Source organism: Stenotrophomonas sp. FR010, from assembly GCF_047520755.2.
Taxonomy (GTDB): Bacteria; Pseudomonadota; Gammaproteobacteria; order Xanthomonadales; family Xanthomonadaceae; genus Stenotrophomonas; species Stenotrophomonas sepilia.
The window spans coordinates 53,617-71,181 of sequence record NZ_JAXBQT020000022.1; the positions used below are offsets into that span (position 1 = coordinate 53,617).

A 17,565-nucleotide genomic window follows, 5' to 3' on the forward strand; every position below is an offset into this window, starting at 1 on the left:
GCGTGCACGCAATGCGAAACTGAATTCAGCCATTGCCCGCTATGCTGCCCGCCATGACCCGACGCACTTCGACCGCCCTGTCCCTGCTGCCCTTGGCCACCACGCTGCTGATCGGCTGCGCCAATGCCCAGTCCCTCGATGCCCAGAACGCGCAGCTGAAAGCCGCGATCGCAGCCGCCGAACGCGGCCAGTACGATCCTGGCCAGGCCGCTGCGCTCAGCCGCCATCCGGCCTATGGCTGGCTGGAGTACGCCAACCTGCGGCGCAACATCGACACCGTCGATACCGCGCAGGCGCAGGCCTTCCTCAAGCGCTATGACGGCCAGGCCGTGGCCAGCACCTTCCGCAGCGTGTGGCTGCCCTCGCTCGCACGCCGCCAGGACTGGCCGACCCTGCTGGCCAACTGGGCGCCCACCGACAACCCCGGCCTGCGCTGTGCGCAGCTGACCGCGCGCCAGGTGACGGGCAGGGTCGATCCGCAGTGGATCAGTGAAGCGCAGGATCTGTGGCGCAAGAACGGCAAGTCGCTGCCGGACGGCTGTGATGCCGTTTTTGCCGTACTGCAGGCACAGGGTGGCCTGAGCGACGCCCTGCGCTGGGAACGCATCGATGCCGCCGCCGATGCCCAGCAACCGGCGGTGATGCGCAGCGCCGCACGCGGCCTGCCCGCCGCCGACCTGGCGCTGGCGAACAATTACGCAGCCTTTGTCGACAAGCCCAATGCCAGCGCGTTGAACTGGCCGCGCAACGAGCGCAGCCGGCGCATCGCCACCGATGGCCTGGCCAAGCTGGCCAAGGCCGACCCCGGCGCCACCGAGCAGCAGCTGCCGCAGTACGCCCAGGCGCTCGGCCTGAGTGCCGACCAGCAGGGCCAGGTGCTGTACCAGATCGCGCTGTGGACGGTGGCCTCCTACCTGCCCGATTCGGCACGCCGCCTCAAGGCGGTACCCGAATCGGCCTACGACGAGCGCCTGCACGAATGGCGCGTGCGCGAAGCGATGTCGCGCGGCGACTGGCCGGCAGCGCTGGCCGCGATCCGCAAGATGGGCAGCAAGCAGCGCAGCGACCCGCGCTGGCGCTACTTCGAAGGCCGCATGCTGGAAAAAACCGGCCAGGCCCAGCAGGCGCAGCCGCTGTTCCGCGAAGCCGCACGCGCACCGACCTTCCACGGTTTCCTGGCCGCCGACAAGCTGCAGCAGGGCTACACCCTGTGCCCGTGGAAGCCGAACGACAGCGCACAGGCACAGGCGGTGATCGCGCGCGACCCGGCCATCCAGCGCGCGATGGCGCTGTACCAGATCGACCGCGCCGGTTGGGCCGTGGCCGAATGGAACAGCGCGCTGTCGCGCTTCGATGACACCCAGCGCCGCCTCGCCGTGCGCGTGGCGCAGGACAACGGCTGGTTCGACCGCGCCGTGTTCGCGCTCGGCAAGCAGCCGCAGGAACAGCGCCTGTACGACCTGCGCTTCCCGCTGCATCACGACGCCACCATCCGCCGCGAATCGGCACGCAACGCGATCGACCCGGCCTGGGTGGCCGCGGAGATCCGCGCCGAGAGTACCTTCACTCCGCGTGCGCGCTCGCCTGCCAATGCCATGGGCCTGATGCAGGTGCTGCCGGCCACCGGTGCCAGCGTGGCCAAGTCGATCGGCCTGACCGGCTACGGCGGCGCCGACAGCCTGTACGACCCGGACACCAACATTGCCATCGGCACCGCCTACCTGCGCCAGCTGATGAACAAGTACGACGGTCTGCCGTACGTGACCATCGCCGCCTACAACGCCGGCCCGACCCCGACCGCACGCTGGCAGGGCCAGCGCCCGGGCTTCGATCCGGACCTGTGGATCGAGACCATCAGCTACAAGGAAACCCGCGAGTACGTTGCCCGCGTTCTGGCCTTCAGCGTGATCTACGACTGGCGCCTCAATGGTGATGCCCTGCCGCTGAGCGACCGCCTGATGGGGCGCCTGGTGGACAAGCGCAAGAAATTCAGCTGCGCGGCCGACGCCGAGCAGGGTGGCGATTGACCGCAACACGGTACTGCCGGCTGCTGGCCGGCATTCCCCGGTATCCATTCCGTGGGGAGGGAAACGATGAGCCTGCTGGCCTGGCTCGGGCTGGCCGCTGCATCGGTAGTGCCGGCCGCTGGCCGGCAGCTTCGGGGTGACTGCGGTTGCCGGCCAGCGGCCGGCACTACCGGAACATCTGCGCCTACCGTGCGATGATTCCCCCATGAAGATCTATCTTGTCGGCGGCGCCGTGCGCGACCGCCTGCTGCAGCACCCTGCCGGCGACCATGACTGGGTGGTGGTTGGCGCCACGCCTGCGCAGATGGAAGCGCAGGGCTACACAGCGGTTGGCCGCGATTTCCCGGTGTTCCTGCACCCGAAGACCGGCGAGGAATACGCACTGGCGCGCACCGAGCGCAAATCCGGCCGTGGCTATCGTGGGTTCGTGGTCGATGCTGATCCAGCGGTGACGCTGGAAGAAGACCTGCAGCGGCGCGACTTCACCATCAACGCGATTGCCTGCGACGAAGACACCGGCACGCTGGTGGATCCCTATGGCGGTGTGCGCGATATCGAGCAACGCGTGCTGCGCCATGTTGGCCCGGCCTTCGTTGAGGATCCGCTGCGCGTGCTGCGCGCGGCCCGGTTCATGGCGCGCTTTGCGCCGCTGGGCTTTACCGTCGCCGAAGAGACCATGGCGCTGATGCGCGAGGTCGCCGCCAGTGGCGAGCTGGACGCGCTGGTGCCCGAGCGCGTCTGGCAGGAACTGCGCAAGGCGCTGGTCAGTGAGCGGCCCTCCGCCTTCCTGCGCACGCTGCACGATGTGCATGCCCTGGGCCCGATCCTGCCCGAACTGGAAGCGCTGTACGGCGTGCCGCAGCGTGCTGAATTCCACCCGGAAGTCGATACCGGCATCCACCAGGAAATGGTCAGCGACATGGCCGCGAAACTGGCCCCCGGCGATGACCTGGTCGGCTTCGCCGCGCTCACCCACGACCTCGGCAAGGGCCTGACCCCGCCGGAGGAATGGCCGCGCCACATCATGCACGAGCAGCGCGGCATCAAGCCGCTGAAGGCACTGTGTGCGCGGTTGAAGATTCCAGCCGAGCACCAGCAGCTGGCTGAAGCGGTGTGTCGCGAGCACTTGAACGTGCACCGCATCGACGAACTGCGCGATGCCACCGTGCTGGAACTGCTGGGCCGCTGTGATGCGCTGCGCCGGCCGGAGCGCGTGGCGCGCATCGCACTGTGCTGCGAAGCCGACAAGCGTGGCCGTCTCGGCTTCGAGGACGCCGACTACCCGCAGGGCGAAACGCTCAAGCGACTGCACCAGGCGGCGTTGTCAGTGCAGGCGCGGGATCTGGATACCACCCATCTGAAGGGCCCGGCCATCGGTGAAGCGCTGGCCAAGGCGCGGGTGAAGGCGATTGCCGCCGCCCGCTGAAGCACCTGGTAGTGCCGGCCGCTGGCCGGCACCCCTATATCACTGGCTTCAATGCGCCATCCCACGGGTAATCGCCGCCGCACGCTGCTTCAGCTGGGCCACGGCATCGGGAATCATCTCCATGCCCACGTCCAGGCCCGGGTTCAGCACCAGGCCGACGCCCTCGCCGATGCCGGCCAGCAGCGCGTGCACCGCGATCGGCATGGCATGCGCGAACTGCGGCAGCTGCTCGTGCCACAGGCCCGCGCGCTCGGGGGCAGTGAACACCGCGAACATCGGCTCACCGCTCTCGCTGGTCAGCACCAGCGGCGAGATGCTCTCGTCCCAGGCGCCATCTTCGCCGATGGCCTTGTCCAGCAGCACGAACGCCGTCGAGGTCAGCAGGCCGTCGAGGAACTGCGCTGCGGTCAGCGTACCGTCCTGGGCCTGCAGCAGGCGCACCTCGAGGTCGTTGAGGGGTTCGAACGGGGTGTCGTGGTCCATGGTCGGTTCCGGTACGTGGTTGCAGGCTGCAACTTTAGCAGGCCGGGAGTGAGGCACGGCAGCGTATCGGCAGGGGCACGCGGGGCTTCAGCGGCCGATGAGACTTTCTGCGGGAATGCCCAGGTTGCGGTGAAGCTTCCGGATCATTTCAAGAGTCAGACCGCGCTTGCGATTCAACACCTCATAGACACGGTTGAGCTGGCCGATGGAGGGCACCAGATCCTTCACGGTCAGACCGCCCTGCTCCATGCGGAAGCGGATTGCATCGATGGGATCTGGCGGCTCGATCGGGTAGTGCTTCGCTTCGTAGGCTTCAACCAGCGTTACGAGAATTTCAAATCGATCGCCATCTTCGCTGCCCGGCTCCGGCTCGTTGTCGACATAGGCCGAAATCATGCGCAGCGCGTTTTCGTAGTCGCTTTCCGTACGGATGGGATGGATGTTCATAGAAGCTCCACAGTGTCGGCGTCGATCCGGTCGTACTCGGCGTGGGTGCCAATGAACTTGATGTAGACCACTTGAAACCTGTAACCCACAGCGACGATGAGCCGGTAGCTGTTGCCTTTTATGTTGAACACCACACGACTATTGGCCACGAAACTTGCGCTTGCGTAACGTTGGCGTACGTCATGCGGTGTGTCCCAGACGGCGTGCCTCACTTCGTCATACCAGGACCTCAGCGCTGCCTCCGAATCAGGGTGACGTTCCCAGAATCGTTTCAGCGTCGCCAAAGCAACCACTTTCATTCGGATATCCTAGTCCCAATTTGGGATATAAGCAACCGTGTCATCTCCATCAGCGGCCGATGTATCCGTGCCGCCACATCCATCCGGCCACCGCCAGCGCGGCGCCCCCTAACAGCATCAACGGCAGGCCGAAGCGGTGCCGCCACGGGATCGGCACCCCACCCAGCTGCTGGTCCATGGTCTCGGTATCCAGCACCCAGCCGTGCTCGCAACGGGTACAGGCCAGTTCGTAGCGGCGCTGGTAGGTGAACCCGAACAGCAGGTCGATGCGCGCCATTTTGTAGCGCAGCTGCGGGGCGAATTCGGTTTCGGTCTGGCAGCGCAGGCAGTGGTGGGCTTCGGTGGGGCCGACGATCAGCACCCGTTCCTGTTGACCGATCAGGATCATGACCGGGTGCCTTGGCAGGCGGGCTGGGCCAGCAGCCAGGCTTGGGCGGCGGCCACGGTGGCGGCGTCCCCGTCGACGCGCTGGTCGGGCTCGATCTTCAAGCCATCACCACGATCATTGCGGTCCCGCATCACGCTGGTGGTCAGCAGCAGGCGACTGCCATCGGCAAGCGTGTGCACGACATTGCCAGTGGAGACACCCGCAGTAGGCTGACCGAAACTCCGCGTCTGCGGACGACCACGCCACGCCAGCACCGAGGCCTCGCCCGAACTGCCGGTGCGCGGCCCGAACAGCACCGCCACCGGCGCGCCGGGCTGCCGCAGCACATAGCCGGACTGGCCGAAGTCCAGCACCGACTTGCCTGCACGCTGTACAGCGGTCGCGGTCAACGTCCAGCGCTCCGGCCCCTGTGCGGCTTCGAACGCTCCCACATCTTCGTTGTTCACCACCGAGGTGCGCAGCAACGGTGCCATGCCCAGCAGCATCGGCCACATGTTGCCACCGCTGTTGTCACGCAGGTCGACGATCCAGCCACAGCGCATGCCGTCGTCCTTGCTACGGATTACCTGCTGCCACCGCGCGGCGCGCTGGATATCCTGGCGGAATTTCTCCTGCGGCGTCGCGCCGGGCATAGGGGCATAGCCCTCGATGACCACCCAGCCGATGCGCGCATCCACCGCATCGACGGCCTTGGCCTGGTCCACGGCGGCGGCACCGGCCTGCTGCGCGCGCGCAAGGGATTCACGCTGGCGCTGGGTCGTGGTCCATGCACCATGGTGGCCGGTGCTGAGCGCAATGGCTTCGCGCAGAACGGCCAGCCGTTGCGCGGGGTCGCCCTGCGCCGATTGCAGGCGGATGCGGATGGCGGGCCAGTCCACCCGATCGCGATACAGCGCCTGGCGTTCAAGCAGGCTGAGGATCTCGGCCAGGGCCTCCGGCGAGGGCACCTCGACCGTGCTTGGCGTATCGGCCATGGCGCCGGTCGCCAGCAACACGAACATCAGCGCGCCGATGCGACGCACTCCCTTGCGAACCTGCATGCGACGCTTCCTTGTCGTTGAGTCAGGACCGCAGCATAACCGGGGCATGATCGCTTGCGCCACGCGCGAACTGTCGTATCCGGCCCGGTCGCTGATTGCAGCAAGGCGGCTTGCGTGCAGTCACCACATTGCAACTTTGCCCATGTCATCGCGGCGCACAACGCGCCAAGGTGGCCCCCGTCGGCGCTTCCTGCGCTGACCGGGATTGGCGTCCTGAATGAAGCTTTTCACGAGCGGGCTTGCAACGTCGTTGCCTGCCCGAACAATGCACCGTCCGTCGTTCTGCGGCGGGCGGTGCGTGGGGATCCCCGGATCCGCCGGCGTCATTTCTCGTGAAGAGCTTCACCGGCACGCCAACCCGCACCGCCCGCCACCTTGCATCCCGCAGGTGGCCTTGCCTTGTGAGGTTGCTGCCATGAACACGCCCTACCCCACCTATCCGCGCCTGCAGGCACTGCTCGGTGCTGCATTGCCCGACCTGCAGCTGTCCACTACGGCAGCCGAAGCGCTGGAAGATGCGCTCACCGAAGCCGACGAACAGGCGCCGCAGTCGGCGTTCTTCGCCCGGTTGCGCGGCATCGCACACAGCCACGGAGCCGACGGCCAGGCGTGGCGCGAGCGGCAACTCAGCGAGGCGCGCGGCCGGGAACTGGCCGAGGCGACGCGCTGTCTTGCCGCATTGTCCGCCTGCGGCGGTGTGTTGCTGGCGGCGCAGTCGGCGCGCGAGATGGATGATGCGCAGGTGCAGTGTCCGCCACAGGTGGAGGAAGGGTTGCTGCATGCGGTGGTGGTGTTGGCCGATCATGCCGGGGCGTTGGTGGAGCCGGATGCGTGCGCGCCGTTGTCGTAGAGCCGAGCCTATGCTCGGCTGCACTGTGCTCGTGGCGTCGGTAGGTTCAGTGCCGACCAAGGTCGGCACCTACCAGAGCAGGGTCCCCCGAGCGCAAGGGCGCTACCAGTCCGCGCGCAGCCCGATGTTGCCTTCGATGATGCGGCGCTTCTCGTTGCGCTCGCCGCCCAGCTCGCGCGTGTAGTCGGCCACGGCGTACGCACTGATGGTGCGGTTGAAGCGCCCGACCACACCCACGCCGGCTTCGAGCGCGCGTGAACGCTGCGAATTGATGATCACCTCGTCGTCGAAGCGGATGCGATCCTCGCCGGAACGACCATGCCAGTAATTCAGCTTGAAATACGGTTGCCAGCCGTTGTCGGCCAGCTGGTAATCGCCGGCCAAACGCAGGCCCACACGGCCGGTCCAGGCGTTGTCGTTGTCGAAGCGCACGCTCGATATTTCATCGCGACGGTCATCCAGCGAAGTGCGTTGCCAGATCACCTGCACCTGCGGTTCCAGCCACCATGCGGACTGCCCGAAGTGCAGCAGCGGCTTGCCAGCCTCCACCGACACACTGGTGCCGTCGCCGCTCAGGCCGAAGCCGAGCCCGCGCGAGGAACGCGCGCGGCCGTCGTAGCGGCTCTGCATCGCCACGGCGTCGATGTAGGCACCGCTGCTGTCGGTGAACGTCCAGTACAGGCCCACGTGCTTGTCGTCCAGGCGGTTCTGGCCCACCTGTACGTTCTCCCAGCCCAGTGCCAGGCCGGTGGTCTTGCCCTGCGCGCGGGTGCGGCCGACGAACACGCCGATCTGGTTGCGGTGGTTGTCCGACGCCGCAGCCCATACGTCGAGGCCGGCCTGCAGGCCCATCACGTCGCCATCAAAGCCGGGCTGTGCATCGCCCTTCCAATGGATCTCGCTGCTCTGCCCCACCAGGCGACCCCAGGCGGTGCGGAATGCGCCCTGGTTGTACAGCAGGCGCTGTTCGCCCTGCCGCTCGTGGAAGGTACCGAGGCTGGCCAGCGAGGTCTCGCGCAGCAGCGGCGGCACCACCGCGTAGGCGGCGGTCTCCACGCGGTACAGCGGTACCACCGCGCCTTCGGCCGGGCGTGCACCCGGCGTCGGCGGCGCGCCGGTACCGGGCAATGCACCGCCGGCCACGGGCACGTCCGGCACCGCCGGATCGCTGGGCGGTGCCACCGGCGCCGGTTCCGGCGGCGGTGGTGGTGGTGCGGTCTCGCCTGCGGTCAGGTCCGGATCGGTGGCGCCTTCCGGCGGCGGCGGAGGTGCCGGGGCAATGGGGGGCGGGGGTGCCACCGGCGGCGTCAGCGGCGGCGGGGCGGCACTACCACCACCGTTGGGTGCCGGCGTCGGGCCGGTCACCAGCGTCGAACGCAGGTACCAGTTCTCGCTGGTACCGGCACTGACACCGCCCTTGAACAGGAAGTACTCGTAGGCGCCGGCCGCGACCGGTGCGAACAGCGAGAACGCGCCCGGCGAGGTGCGGCCACCATTCAAGGCCTGCACCACCAGGATGCCATCGGCCAGCGTGGCCGCGCCGCTGCCGCCGGCATTCAGCACGCCGATGCCGGTGGTTCCGGTGGCGGTACCGCCATCGATCACCAAGCGATCGCTGGGGGAGTTGTCCGCGCCCAGCACGGTGCGCAGGTACAGGCCACCACCGTCACCGCGATAGTTGCCGCGCACGGTGAACACGTCGCCGGCGCCGGTACCGGTCAGGTCGATGCGCCCGGCATTGACCATCTCCACCAGTGCAGCACTGTTGAATGGGCGGATGGCATGGCCGCCACTGCCCGCGTAGACGGTGCTGGTGTCGTCCACCGTGAGCGTACCGGTGCCGGTTGCGCTGTCGCCCAGCACCAGGTCGCCATCGAAGCTCAGCTCCGTGCTGTTGGCCAGGCTGATCGCCTCCCAGTTCTGGAAGCGGCCCACGCCTGCGGTCTTGACGTTGCTCAGGTTGAGCTGGTCGATGCCACTGCCCCCGTCGAACAGCGGCACCGCACCCAGGTTGCCCTGGTTGAGGTTGCTGAGGTTGGCCACGTCGTTGTCCGGGCCCATGTCGATCGCACCGTAGACGATGCCACCGCCGTCCCAGTTGAAGGTGTCATCGCCGGTGCTGAGCAGTACCTGCCCGCGCACGGTGCCGTCGGTGATGGTCACGCTGTCGTTGCCGCCGCTGACGCTGATGTTGCCGCCGATGTAGGCCGTGCCCGAAATGATGATGGTGTCGGTGTCGAAGCCGGTCACCACGTTGCCATCCACGGTGCCGCCGGACTGGTCCCACAGGTTCTTGTCCAGCTTCATGTTGACGCGGCCGATGCGGCCAGCGGTCATCCAGGCCTGGTCGCCATCCTCGAACGCGCCGATGATGCGACCACCGCTCATGCGGAAGGTATCGATGTTGTCGCCCTGCTGCAGCGCGCCGATCGTGCCGCCACTCATGACGAAATCATCGCGGCCACTGTCCTGCGCTACCAGGCCGGTGACGGTGCCGCCGGTGACGGTCATCCGGTCATCGCCACTGCCCTGGTCGACGCTGTCGATGGTGCCATTGCCCAGCAGCAGCACGTCGTTGCCATCCCCTTGCAGGACACCGCCGCTGATGCTGCCGGCCTGCATGTCCAGGCGGTCGTTGCCTGAATCGAACTGTACGCCGGTACGCCCACTGATCGTTCCGCGGTTGACCAGCACGCTGTCGCCCGCACCGACGAACTGCAGCGCGGTGTTGTTGCCGGTGCTGATGCTGCCCGCATTTTCGACGCGGCTGCCACCACCGAGCTGGACCGCCACACCCCCCACCGAACTGATCGTGCCTTGGTTGGTCAACAGGTGACCACTTGCACCGACCAGGGTAACGGCCGACGCCCCACCGCTCTGCTGCAACTGGGCACCGCTGGCGACGTTGACGGTGATGCCCGCTTCGCCGCTGGCCGAGATGGGCATCGTCTGCGGATTCGGCGCGTTGGCGTCGCAGGTGACCGCCTGGCCGGCGACCGGAGCGACGGTGCTGCAGCCGGCCCAGGCGGCGCTGGCGGTCAACAGCACCATGGACGGGACTGCCAGTGCCTGAAGCATGGAAACGGTGAGGCGGCGCGGACGGAAAGCGCGCGGGACGGCACGGGTCATACAGTCCTCCTGGACAGGGAATCAGGAACTGCGAATGCACGCTGCTGCGTGTGCAGTCTGGCGTGATGTGAACCGTTTCGATAGGTGAACTTGCGTGCGAGAAATCACATTTCGGATGTGAAATCGCCGGGCCCTCACGCCAATGTGATGTGGCTGAAGTCGTTCATTTTTCCGGCATCCGGAATCACGCGCAAAGCATCCACGCATGGCGTGGATCGACTGATCCTGCATCGCCAATCGATTCAATCGTGGCACCTGGTAGATCCACGCCATGCGTGGATGGCGTTGGCGGATGGGGTCAGATCTTCAGGTAGATCTTCCGCCGGTCCAGCCACCATGCCACGCCCCACCACAGTGCGACGAACGCCAGCGCCTGCAGCATCGATGCCAGCTCGAGCGCCTGCGGCATCGCGTTGGCCAGCTGCTGCCAGATCCAGCCCCAGGCACCGCTGGCCATCAACGCCACCGACATCACCGAGGCCCCCAGATACGCGGTGATCGCGTTGACCCCGAAACGCCGGCCCAGCGGCGGCCATCCCTTCTTGTCGATCAGCACGTGGCCCAGCCACAGCGCCAGCGCGGCCAGGCCGCCGGTCCACAGCACGTAGCTGGGCGTCCACAGCGGCTTGTTCAACGGCAACACCCCGGCCAGCAACAGGCCCAGCACAGCGGTCGCCACGCCCAGCCCGGCCAGTGCCGTCGAACGCCCGCTGCGCAGCAGGCCACCGGCCAACAGGCCGAGCACGGTACTGGCCAGTGCACCCAGCGTGCTCAGCAATCCTTCCGGGTCATGGCCGAGGCCGGTATCGGCATGCCATTGATAGATCCACGGCGCGAACAGCGCGGTGTCCAAGCGGCTGGCCGGGTTGATCCACGGCGCCAGGTCACCCATGCCGAGCAGCAACATCGTGTATCCCACCAGCAATCCAACAAGCACGCCGGCCTGCATGCGCGGCTGTGCATACACCGCCAGCACGCCCACCAATGCCGCGCACACGGCGATCCGTTGCAGCACGCCCCAGATGCGGAAGTGGTGCGTATGCAGCGCCCACCAGATCAGCAGATGCAACAGCACGCCGGCCACCAGGATGCGCAGTGCGCGCTCCAGCACGCCGCGCACCAACACCGGGCGCGCAGCGGCATCCAGCGCGCGCGGTGCCACGCTGAAGGCCATCGACACGCCCACCAGGAACAGGAAGAACGGGAACACCAGATCGGTAGGCGTGCAGCCATGCCATTCCGAATGGCGCAGCGGCGCGAACACTGCACTCCAGTCGCCTGGATTGTTGACCAGCAGCATCGCCGCCACGGTGATGCCGCGCAGGGCATCGATCGAGCCCAGACGGCGTGGCGGCGTACTGTTCATCAGGCGGCCTCGTACTGTCCGGCAATCCAGGTGCCACGTACCTGCAGGGCGTCATCCAGCAGCACCAGGTCGGCCTGGTAGCCCTCGGCGATGTGGCCCAGGCGGTCGTCGACATTGAGGAACTGCGCCGGGTAGGTCGAAGCCATGCGCGCGGCTTCGGCCAGCGGCTGGCCGAGCAGCTGCACGGTGTTGCGCACCGCCGTGGCCATGTCCAGCGCCGAGCCCGCCAGCGAACCGGCGGCATTGCGCACCACGCCGTCGATGGCGGTGATGGTTTCGCCGTACAGCACGTAGCTGGGATCATCCGCACCGACCGGCGGCATCGCATCGGTCACCAGCAGCAGGCGGCCGCGCGGCTTGGCCGCCAGTGCCACGCGCAGGCTGGCCGGATGCACGTGCACGCCATCGACGATGATGCCGATCCAGCTGTCGCGGTCTTCCAGCGCAGCGCCCACCGCGCCGGGCTCACGGCCCTGCAGCGGCGACATCGCGTTGTACAGATGGGTGAAGCCACGCACACCGGCATCCAGGCCGGCGCGGATCTCTTCGTAGGTGCCTGCGGTGTGGCCGGCGGCCACGATCACGCCACGTTCGACCAGCGCGCGGATGGTCTCCAGCGGCACGCGCTCCGGCGCCAGGGTCAGCAGGGTCACCCCGTTGTCCAGCGACGCGGCCAGCGCGATCTCTTCTTCGTCCGGCACGCGGAACTTGCTGGCATCGTGCGTGCCCTTGCGCGTCGGCGCGATGTAGGGCCCTTCGAGATGGATGCCGATCACGCCCGGCACGCCCTGCGCGATCGCCTCGCGCATCGCACCGATGGCTTCGCGCATCACCGCCACGTCATCGCTGATCAGCGTGGGCAGCATCGCGGTGGTACCGAAGCGGCGGTGAGCCTGCGCGATGGTACGCAGCGAGGCAACATCGGGCGTGTTGTTGAACAACGCGCCGCCACCGCCATTGACCTGCACGTCGATGAAGCCGGGCAGCAGCCAGCCGCCGCCCAGGTCCACCTGCTCGGCAGCATGGCCAAGCTGTGGTGCGGCGTCGGGCAACAGAGCGGTGATCTGCCCGTTTTCGATCACCACCGCCAGGTCATCGCGGAAATCATCGCCGGCGAGAATGCGGGCGTTGCGCAGCACCGTTGCCATCACACCGTCTCCGTAACCTTGTTCAGATGCGGCGGCAGATCCGGGTTGAAGCCACGGCGCAGCGCCAGCGCGTTGATCGCGCGATAGAAGCTCTGCACGGTCAGCAGCGGTGCGCACAGCGGGTGTGGTGCGGGCGCCACCGGCAGGTTGCCGCCGGCACCGGCCAGCCACACCTGCGCGCCGCGCGAAGTGAACTCCTCGACCACCGCGCGGGTGCCGGCGCCGGTTTCATCGGGCTGCGCGAAGGCCAGCACCGGGAAGCCACGGTCGACCAGTGCCATCGGGCCGTGCTTGACCTCGGCCGAGCTGTAGGCTTCGGCGTGCAGGCTGCAGGTTTCCTTGAACTTCAGCGCCGCTTCCTGCGCCGCACCCAGGCCCAGGCCACGGCCGAGCACGAACAGGTTGGTGGCCTCGACCAGGCCTTCGGTCACCGCGCTCCAGTCGCACTGCCAGGCTTCACGCATCGCGTCCGGCAGCAGGTCCAGCGCGTTGCGCAGGCTGCTGTCCTGCTTCCAGTAGGCGGCCAGCTGCAGCAGTGCAGCCAGCGAGGCCAGGTAGCTCTTGGTTGCCGCCACGCTCTTTTCGGCACCGGCATGCAGCGGAATGACCGTGTCGGCCAGCTGCGCCAGCGGCGAATCCTCGACGTTGACCAGCGCGACCACGCGTGCGCCAGCAGCCTTGGCCGCCTCGGCGTTGCGCAGCAGGTCCGGGCTCTTGCCCGACTGCGAAATGACGATGAACAGCGCACCGCGCAGCTGCAGCGGTGCGGCGTAGACCGAGCCTACCGACGGCGACGCGGAGGCGACCACCAGGCCCAGCTGGGTTTCCAGCAGGTACTTGCCGTAGGTGGCGGCATGATCGGAGCTGCCGCGTGCACAGGTGACCACGAACGGCGGCGGCGCGGCGCGCAGGCTGGCGGCCAGGGTTTCCATGGTGGCGTGGTTGCGCGAGAACTGGCGGGCAACCACGTCTGCCGCTTCAGCGGCCTCGGCGAACATCAGGGTGGCGGTGGGGTCTGACAGCGACATGGCAGGCTCAGGCAGGATCGGAAGGAAGGGGGCGTGCGCCGGCCGGGCGCATCGGCGCGGTCGAACCGCGCACCACCAGTTGCGGCACGAAGCCCTGGTTGTGCAGCGGTGCCGGCGCATCGTCGTAGGCGTCGCTGCGCAGTTGTGCGATCAGCAGGCGCGCGGCATGGCGGGCGATGTCCTCAGTGGCCTGCTTGGCGGTGGTCAGTGGCGGCCACGACTGGCGCGAGAACGGGCTGTCCTCGAAACCGGCGATGGACAGGTCGTACGGCACGTTCATGCCGGCCGACTTGGCGGCGGCCAGCACGCCGGCAGCGATTTCGTCGTTGGAACCGAAGATGGCGGTGGGCGGTTCGCGCAGCGCCAGCAGGCGGCGCGCCCCACGGAAACCATCATCGAAGGTGTAATCGCCCTGCACCACCAGGTGCTTGTCCACGGTCATGCCGTAGTCCTTCAGCGCGGCTTCGTAACCGGCGTAGCGTTCGCCCGAGGAGCGGTGCGAGCTGCCGCCCCAGAGGAAGCCGATGCGCTGGTGGCCCAGCTGGATCAGGTGCTCGGTGATCTCGTAGGCCGCCTCGCGGTCGTCGACGAACACGCAGGCGCCGTCGGCCGGGTCTTCAGTGGCGGCGATGATGCGCACCAGCTTGATGCCACGCGCGGTCAGCGCCTGGATCAGGTCGCGGCGCTCGGACATCGGCGCGGTCAGCACCAGCCCCGCCAGGCGCGAGCGCTGCACCCAGTCGGCCAGTTCATCGGCCAGCAACGGCGAGCTCGAATCACAGGGATGGATCTGCAGGCCGAAGCCGGTCTCGCGGCACGCGGCCAGTACGCCGTTCTGCACGCCGATGATGTGGTACGGGTTCGGGTTGTCGTAGACCAGCCCGATCACGAAGGTAGTGCCGCTGCGCAGGTTGCGCGCGGACGGATCGGGCTCGTAGTCGAGCTCGGCGATGGCACGCAGCACCCGCGCACGGGTGGCCTGCATCACCGAGGGCTCGTTGTTGATCACCCGCGAGACCGTCTTCAGCGAGACCTTGGCCTTCTCCGCAACGTCCTTGATGGTCGCTCTGCGCATGGGTTTTCCCTGGGGTTGGCTGCCGTCCATCATCGCCGATCAGGCCTTGTCCTGCGGCAGGCCGGCACGATGGCCGATCACCGAGTAGAACAGGATGTACAGGTAGCACGGCACCATCAGCAGCACGAACACCAGCTGGAAGTCGATGTGCTGCTTGAGCACGGCGAACAGCTGCGGAATGATCGCGCCGCCGGCGATGCCCATCACCAGCAGGGCCGAGCCGGTCTCGGTGAAGCGGCCCAGGCCGCGGATCGCCAGCGGGAAGATGGCCGGCCACATCATGGCGTTGGCAAAGCCCAGCAGCGCCACGAAGGCCACCGAGACGTAGCCGTGCGTAGCCCAGGCGCCCAGGCAGAACACCACGCCCATGACGGCCGAGATGGTCAGGTAGCGCGACTGCGAGACCAGGCCGGGGATCGCCAGCAGGCCGACCACGTAGCCGGCCAACATCGCACCCAGCGTCAGCGAGGTGAACATCTTGGTCTGGTCCAGCGGCAAGCCGAAACCGTGGCCGTAGGTGCCGATCGCATCACCAGCCATGACTTCCACGCCTACGTACACGAACAGGCACAGCACGCCCAGCCACAGGTGCGGGAACTGGAAGATGCTGCGGCGCTCGGCCGTCCCCGGTGCGCCTGACGGCGTTGCATTGGCTTCGGAGGACTTGATCTCCGGCAGAGGCGAGAACAGCACGGCCACCGCCAGCACCACCAGCAGCGCGGCCATCGCCAGGTACGGCGCATGGATCTTGGCGGCGAATTCGTTGAGCAGCGCGACCTTGGTGACCGCGTCGGCGGCCTGCACCTGCTTGTCCAGATCGCCGATGCCACGCAGCACCAGAGTGCCGATCAGCACCGGCGCCAGCATGCCGGCAATCTTGTTGCAGATGCCCATCAGCGCGATGCGGCGTGCCGCGGTTTCAATCGGACCAAGGATGGAAATGTAGGGGTTGATCGCGGTCTGCAGCAGGGCCAGGCCGCTGCCGATCACGAACAGGCCGCCGAGCGCGCCCGGGTACCAGCGCTGGGTCGCGAATTCACCGAACAACGCGGCCCCCGCGGCCATCACCAGCAGGCTCAGGCTCAGACCCTTCTTCATGCCGGTGCGGCGCAGGATCCAGGACGCCGGCAGGGCCAGGAAGAAATAGGACAGGTAGAACACCATCAGCACCAGGAAGGCGCCGACCTCGCTGAGTTCGAAGGCCAACTTGACGAAGGTGATCAGCGGGCCGTTGAGCCAGGTGAAGAAGCCGATCAGGAAGAACAACACGCCAACGATGGCGATGGAGGTGGCCACGTTCGGGCGCGCGCTTGCAGCGGGGACGGCGGACATCAGGAGGGCTCCTGCGGCGACGGCCGCAGAACGCGGCGTCGGAGAGTGGCTGGGAACAACGTTGTCACATTCTTTCGATGGACAACGGCGGTTTGTCAACTTCCATGCACGCCTGGGTAAACCTCGTGCTGCACTGCGCAAGCCCACCGCGGTACGCCCCGCTGAATGCGCGGCAGGCCTAGAGCCCCGTGCAGCAAGGGTTCCCACGTGAAACCCGTACTCACACCATGTAAACGTTTACTGCATACCGCATTCGTTGCGACGCAGCAACGAAAGTGTCACGAACTCGTTGACATCGTTGTCAGCGCGGTTACAGACTCCGCCCCAATGCCGCCCCCGATCCCCGGGCCGGCCCTACCTGCAGCAGGAGCCCGCGTGACCGCCAGCCACCCCGCCCCGTCGCATGTCCTGTCCCGCGTCGCGCCCTCGTTCCTGGCCGCCGACGTCGGTGGCACCCATGTGCGCGTGGCCCGGGTCCAGGCCAGCGGTGACGCCACCCATCCGGTGCAGGTGCTGGAGTACCGCAAGTACCGCAATGCCGACCATGCCGGCCTCAGCGCGATCCTGTCCGACTTCCTGGGCGAAGGCCCGCGGCCCACGCATTGCGTGGTCGCCAGCGCCGGCTATGCCCGCGAAGACGGCACGGTGATCACCGCCAACCTGCCGTGGCCGCTGTCGGCGCGCCAGGTGGAAGCCGATGTCGGCCTGCAGCGGGTCTACATCGTCAACGATTTCGAAGCGGTGGCCTACGCCGCCGCGCAGGTGGACGCCAGCGGCGTGCTGCACCTGTGCGGGCCGGAGACCGCCGCACGCGGCCCGACCCTGGTGGTCGGCCCCGGCACCGGTCTGGGCGCCGCGCTGTGGATCCCCACCGCGCACGGCCCGGTGGTGCTGCCCACCGAAGCCGGCCAGCCGACCCTGGCGGCCAGCACCGAACTGGAAATGGCCATCGTCCGCCACATGCAGCGCGACCGCGCGCACGTGTCGATCGAGCATGCGATCTCCGGCCCCGGCCTGATGAACCTGTACCGTGCGGTGTGCGCGCTGCAGGGGCAGGCGCCGACCCTGGCAAGCCCCGACGCAGTCACCGCCGCCGCCATGGCCGATACCGATACGCATGCGCGCCAGGCGCTGGACGTGTTCTGTGGCCTGCTCGGCAGCACCATCGGCGACATGGCGCTGTTCTACGGCGCCCACGGTGGCGTCTACCTGGCCGGCGGCATCCTGCCGCAGATCCGCGAATACCTGCACGCCAGCACCTTCGTCGAACGCTACCTGCAGAAGGGGCCGATGGGCGAAGCGCTGGCGCGCATCCCGGTGAAGGTCGTCGAGCACGGCCAGCTGGGCGTGGTCGGCGCTGCCAGCTGGTACCTGCAGCAATCGGCCGCCTGACACCGCAACAGGCTTCAACGCAATCGCAGCACGCAGTACGTGGCACGCCAACGCACGGGACTTCGCCGCCGCCCCGCGCATGTCATCGCAACCGTAACCGAACACCGCCGCCGGCACCCAATCGAGTGATGAGGA

The 17,565-nt window shown here is 67.6% G+C and carries 15 protein-coding genes; 4 read left to right on the plus strand and 11 right to left on the minus strand.

The genetic code is table 11. The features are described from left to right. Positions 1-41: 41 nt before the first annotated feature. Positions 42-2,027, plus strand: a complete 1,986-nt coding sequence (locus ACM0PK_RS17475) for a transglycosylase SLT domain-containing protein (protein ID WP_414608075.1) — start codon at positions 42-44, stop codon at positions 2,025-2,027. Between the two features lie 205 nt (positions 2,028-2,232). Further along, positions 2,233-3,453 carry a multifunctional CCA addition/repair protein gene (locus ACM0PK_RS17480; protein WP_414607970.1) on the plus strand — a complete coding sequence of 407 codons (1,221 nt, stop codon included), beginning with the start codon at positions 2,233-2,235 and terminating at the stop codon, positions 3,451-3,453. 48 nt (positions 3,454-3,501) lie between these two features. Here ACM0PK_RS17480 and ACM0PK_RS17485 read toward each other — a convergent pair whose 3' ends face one another. The 5 genes from ACM0PK_RS17485 to ACM0PK_RS17505 all read right to left on the minus strand — a co-directional run bounded on the left by ACM0PK_RS17485 (position 3,502) and on the right by ACM0PK_RS17505 (position 6,110). After that, on the minus strand, positions 3,502-3,936 hold the full coding sequence (locus ACM0PK_RS17485) for an SseB family protein (protein ID WP_072167163.1): 435 nt from the start codon (positions 3,934-3,936) through the stop codon (positions 3,502-3,504). Positions 3,937-4,023: 87 nt separating this feature from the next. After that, positions 4,024-4,383 carry a helix-turn-helix domain-containing protein gene (locus ACM0PK_RS17490; RefSeq protein WP_069139190.1) on the minus strand — a complete coding sequence of 120 codons (360 nt, stop codon included), beginning with the start codon at positions 4,381-4,383 and terminating at the stop codon, positions 4,024-4,026. Continuing rightward, the gene (locus ACM0PK_RS17495) at positions 4,380-4,682 is read right to left on the minus strand and encodes a type II toxin-antitoxin system HigB family toxin (protein WP_065178056.1); all 303 of its coding nucleotides are present in this window, start codon (positions 4,680-4,682) and stop codon (positions 4,380-4,382) included. Before ACM0PK_RS17495 ends, ACM0PK_RS17490 begins: the two co-directional genes overlap by 4 nt. Positions 4,683-4,731: 49 nt before the next feature. Next, positions 4,732-5,070 (minus strand): hypothetical protein, encoded by a 339-nt coding sequence (locus ACM0PK_RS17500; protein ID WP_139727664.1) that lies wholly within the window; start codon positions 5,068-5,070, stop codon positions 4,732-4,734. Continuing rightward, positions 5,067-6,110: a S41 family peptidase gene (locus ACM0PK_RS17505; protein ID WP_005419313.1), complete on the minus strand. Its 1,044-nt coding sequence runs from the start codon at positions 6,108-6,110 to the stop codon at positions 5,067-5,069. Before ACM0PK_RS17505 ends, ACM0PK_RS17500 begins: the two co-directional genes overlap by 4 nt. 415 nt (positions 6,111-6,525) lie before the next feature. Between ACM0PK_RS17505 and ACM0PK_RS17510 the strand changes: the two genes are divergently transcribed. Next, positions 6,526-6,960, plus strand: coding sequence for a hypothetical protein (locus ACM0PK_RS17510; RefSeq protein ID WP_072167168.1), 435 nt, complete (start codon positions 6,526-6,528; stop codon positions 6,958-6,960). A 102-nt stretch (positions 6,961-7,062) separates the two neighbouring features. Here the strand turns inward: ACM0PK_RS17510 and ACM0PK_RS17515 are convergent, their stop codons facing one another. The 6 genes from ACM0PK_RS17515 to ACM0PK_RS17540 all read right to left on the minus strand — a co-directional run bounded on the left by ACM0PK_RS17515 (position 7,063) and on the right by ACM0PK_RS17540 (position 16,038). Next, a complete protein-coding gene (locus ACM0PK_RS17515; protein WP_414607969.1) occupies positions 7,063-10,089 on the minus strand; it encodes an autotransporter family protein in 3,027 nt (1,008 codons plus the stop codon). A gap of 298 nt (positions 10,090-10,387) precedes the next feature. Beyond that, entirely contained in the window at positions 10,388-11,455 is a 1,068-nt protein-coding gene (locus tag ACM0PK_RS17520) for an acyltransferase family protein (protein WP_414607968.1), read from the minus strand. Continuing rightward, positions 11,455-12,603 (minus strand): N-acetylglucosamine-6-phosphate deacetylase, encoded by a 1,149-nt coding sequence (gene nagA / locus ACM0PK_RS17525; RefSeq protein ID WP_134956164.1) that lies wholly within the window; start codon positions 12,601-12,603, stop codon positions 11,455-11,457. Before nagA ends, ACM0PK_RS17520 begins: the two co-directional genes overlap by 1 nt. Beyond that, positions 12,603-13,631 carry an SIS domain-containing protein gene (locus ACM0PK_RS17530; protein ID WP_414607967.1) on the minus strand — a complete coding sequence of 343 codons (1,029 nt, stop codon included), beginning with the start codon at positions 13,629-13,631 and terminating at the stop codon, positions 12,603-12,605. The genes nagA and ACM0PK_RS17530 overlap by 1 nt, the downstream gene beginning before the upstream one ends. 7 nt (positions 13,632-13,638) lie before the next feature. Then, on the minus strand, positions 13,639-14,706 hold the full coding sequence (locus ACM0PK_RS17535; RefSeq protein WP_005411045.1) for a LacI family DNA-binding transcriptional regulator: 1,068 nt from the start codon (positions 14,704-14,706) through the stop codon (positions 13,639-13,641). Positions 14,707-14,745: 39 nt separating this feature from the next. Further along, entirely contained in the window at positions 14,746-16,038 is a 1,293-nt protein-coding gene (locus ACM0PK_RS17540; protein WP_414607966.1) for a sugar MFS transporter, read from the minus strand. A 375-nt stretch (positions 16,039-16,413) separates the two neighbouring features. Here ACM0PK_RS17540 and ACM0PK_RS17545 point away from each other — a divergent pair, with 375 nt between their 5' ends. Further along, positions 16,414-17,430: a glucokinase family protein gene (locus ACM0PK_RS17545; protein ID WP_414607965.1), complete on the plus strand. Its 1,017-nt coding sequence runs from the start codon at positions 16,414-16,416 to the stop codon at positions 17,428-17,430. Positions 17,431-17,565: the final 135 nt, after the last annotated feature.

Bases quoted from the DNA above. Each gene is read 5' to 3' on its own strand.
- ACM0PK_RS17475 (WP_414608075.1), top strand. From the start codon at position 42: ATGCTGCCCGCCATGACCCGACGCACTTCGACCGCCCTGTCCCTGCTG.
- ACM0PK_RS17480 (WP_414607970.1), top strand. From the start codon at position 2,233: ATGAAGATCTATCTTGTCGGCGGCGCCGTGCGCGACCGCCTGCTGCAG.
- ACM0PK_RS17485 (WP_072167163.1), bottom strand. From the start codon at position 3,936: ATGGACCACGACACCCCGTTCGAACCCCTCAACGACCTCGAGGTGCGC.
- ACM0PK_RS17490 (WP_069139190.1), bottom strand. From the start codon at position 4,383: ATGAACATCCATCCCATCCGTACGGAAAGCGACTACGAAAACGCGCTG.
- ACM0PK_RS17495 (WP_065178056.1), bottom strand. From the start codon at position 4,682: ATGAAAGTGGTTGCTTTGGCGACGCTGAAACGATTCTGGGAACGTCAC.
- ACM0PK_RS17500 (WP_139727664.1), bottom strand. From the start codon at position 5,070: ATGATCCTGATCGGTCAACAGGAACGGGTGCTGATCGTCGGCCCCACC.
- ACM0PK_RS17505 (WP_005419313.1), bottom strand. From the start codon at position 6,110: ATGCAGGTTCGCAAGGGAGTGCGTCGCATCGGCGCGCTGATGTTCGTG.
- ACM0PK_RS17510 (WP_072167168.1), top strand. From the start codon at position 6,526: ATGAACACGCCCTACCCCACCTATCCGCGCCTGCAGGCACTGCTCGGT.
- ACM0PK_RS17515 (WP_414607969.1), bottom strand. From the start codon at position 10,089: ATGACCCGTGCCGTCCCGCGCGCTTTCCGTCCGCGCCGCCTCACCGTT.
- ACM0PK_RS17520 (WP_414607968.1), bottom strand. From the start codon at position 11,455: ATGAACAGTACGCCGCCACGCCGTCTGGGCTCGATCGATGCCCTGCGC.
- nagA (WP_134956164.1), bottom strand. From the start codon at position 12,603: ATGGCAACGGTGCTGCGCAACGCCCGCATTCTCGCCGGCGATGATTTC.
- ACM0PK_RS17530 (WP_414607967.1), bottom strand. From the start codon at position 13,631: ATGTCGCTGTCAGACCCCACCGCCACCCTGATGTTCGCCGAGGCCGCT.
- ACM0PK_RS17535 (WP_005411045.1), bottom strand. From the start codon at position 14,706: ATGCGCAGAGCGACCATCAAGGACGTTGCGGAGAAGGCCAAGGTCTCG.
- ACM0PK_RS17540 (WP_414607966.1), bottom strand. From the start codon at position 16,038: ATGTCCGCCGTCCCCGCTGCAAGCGCGCGCCCGAACGTGGCCACCTCC.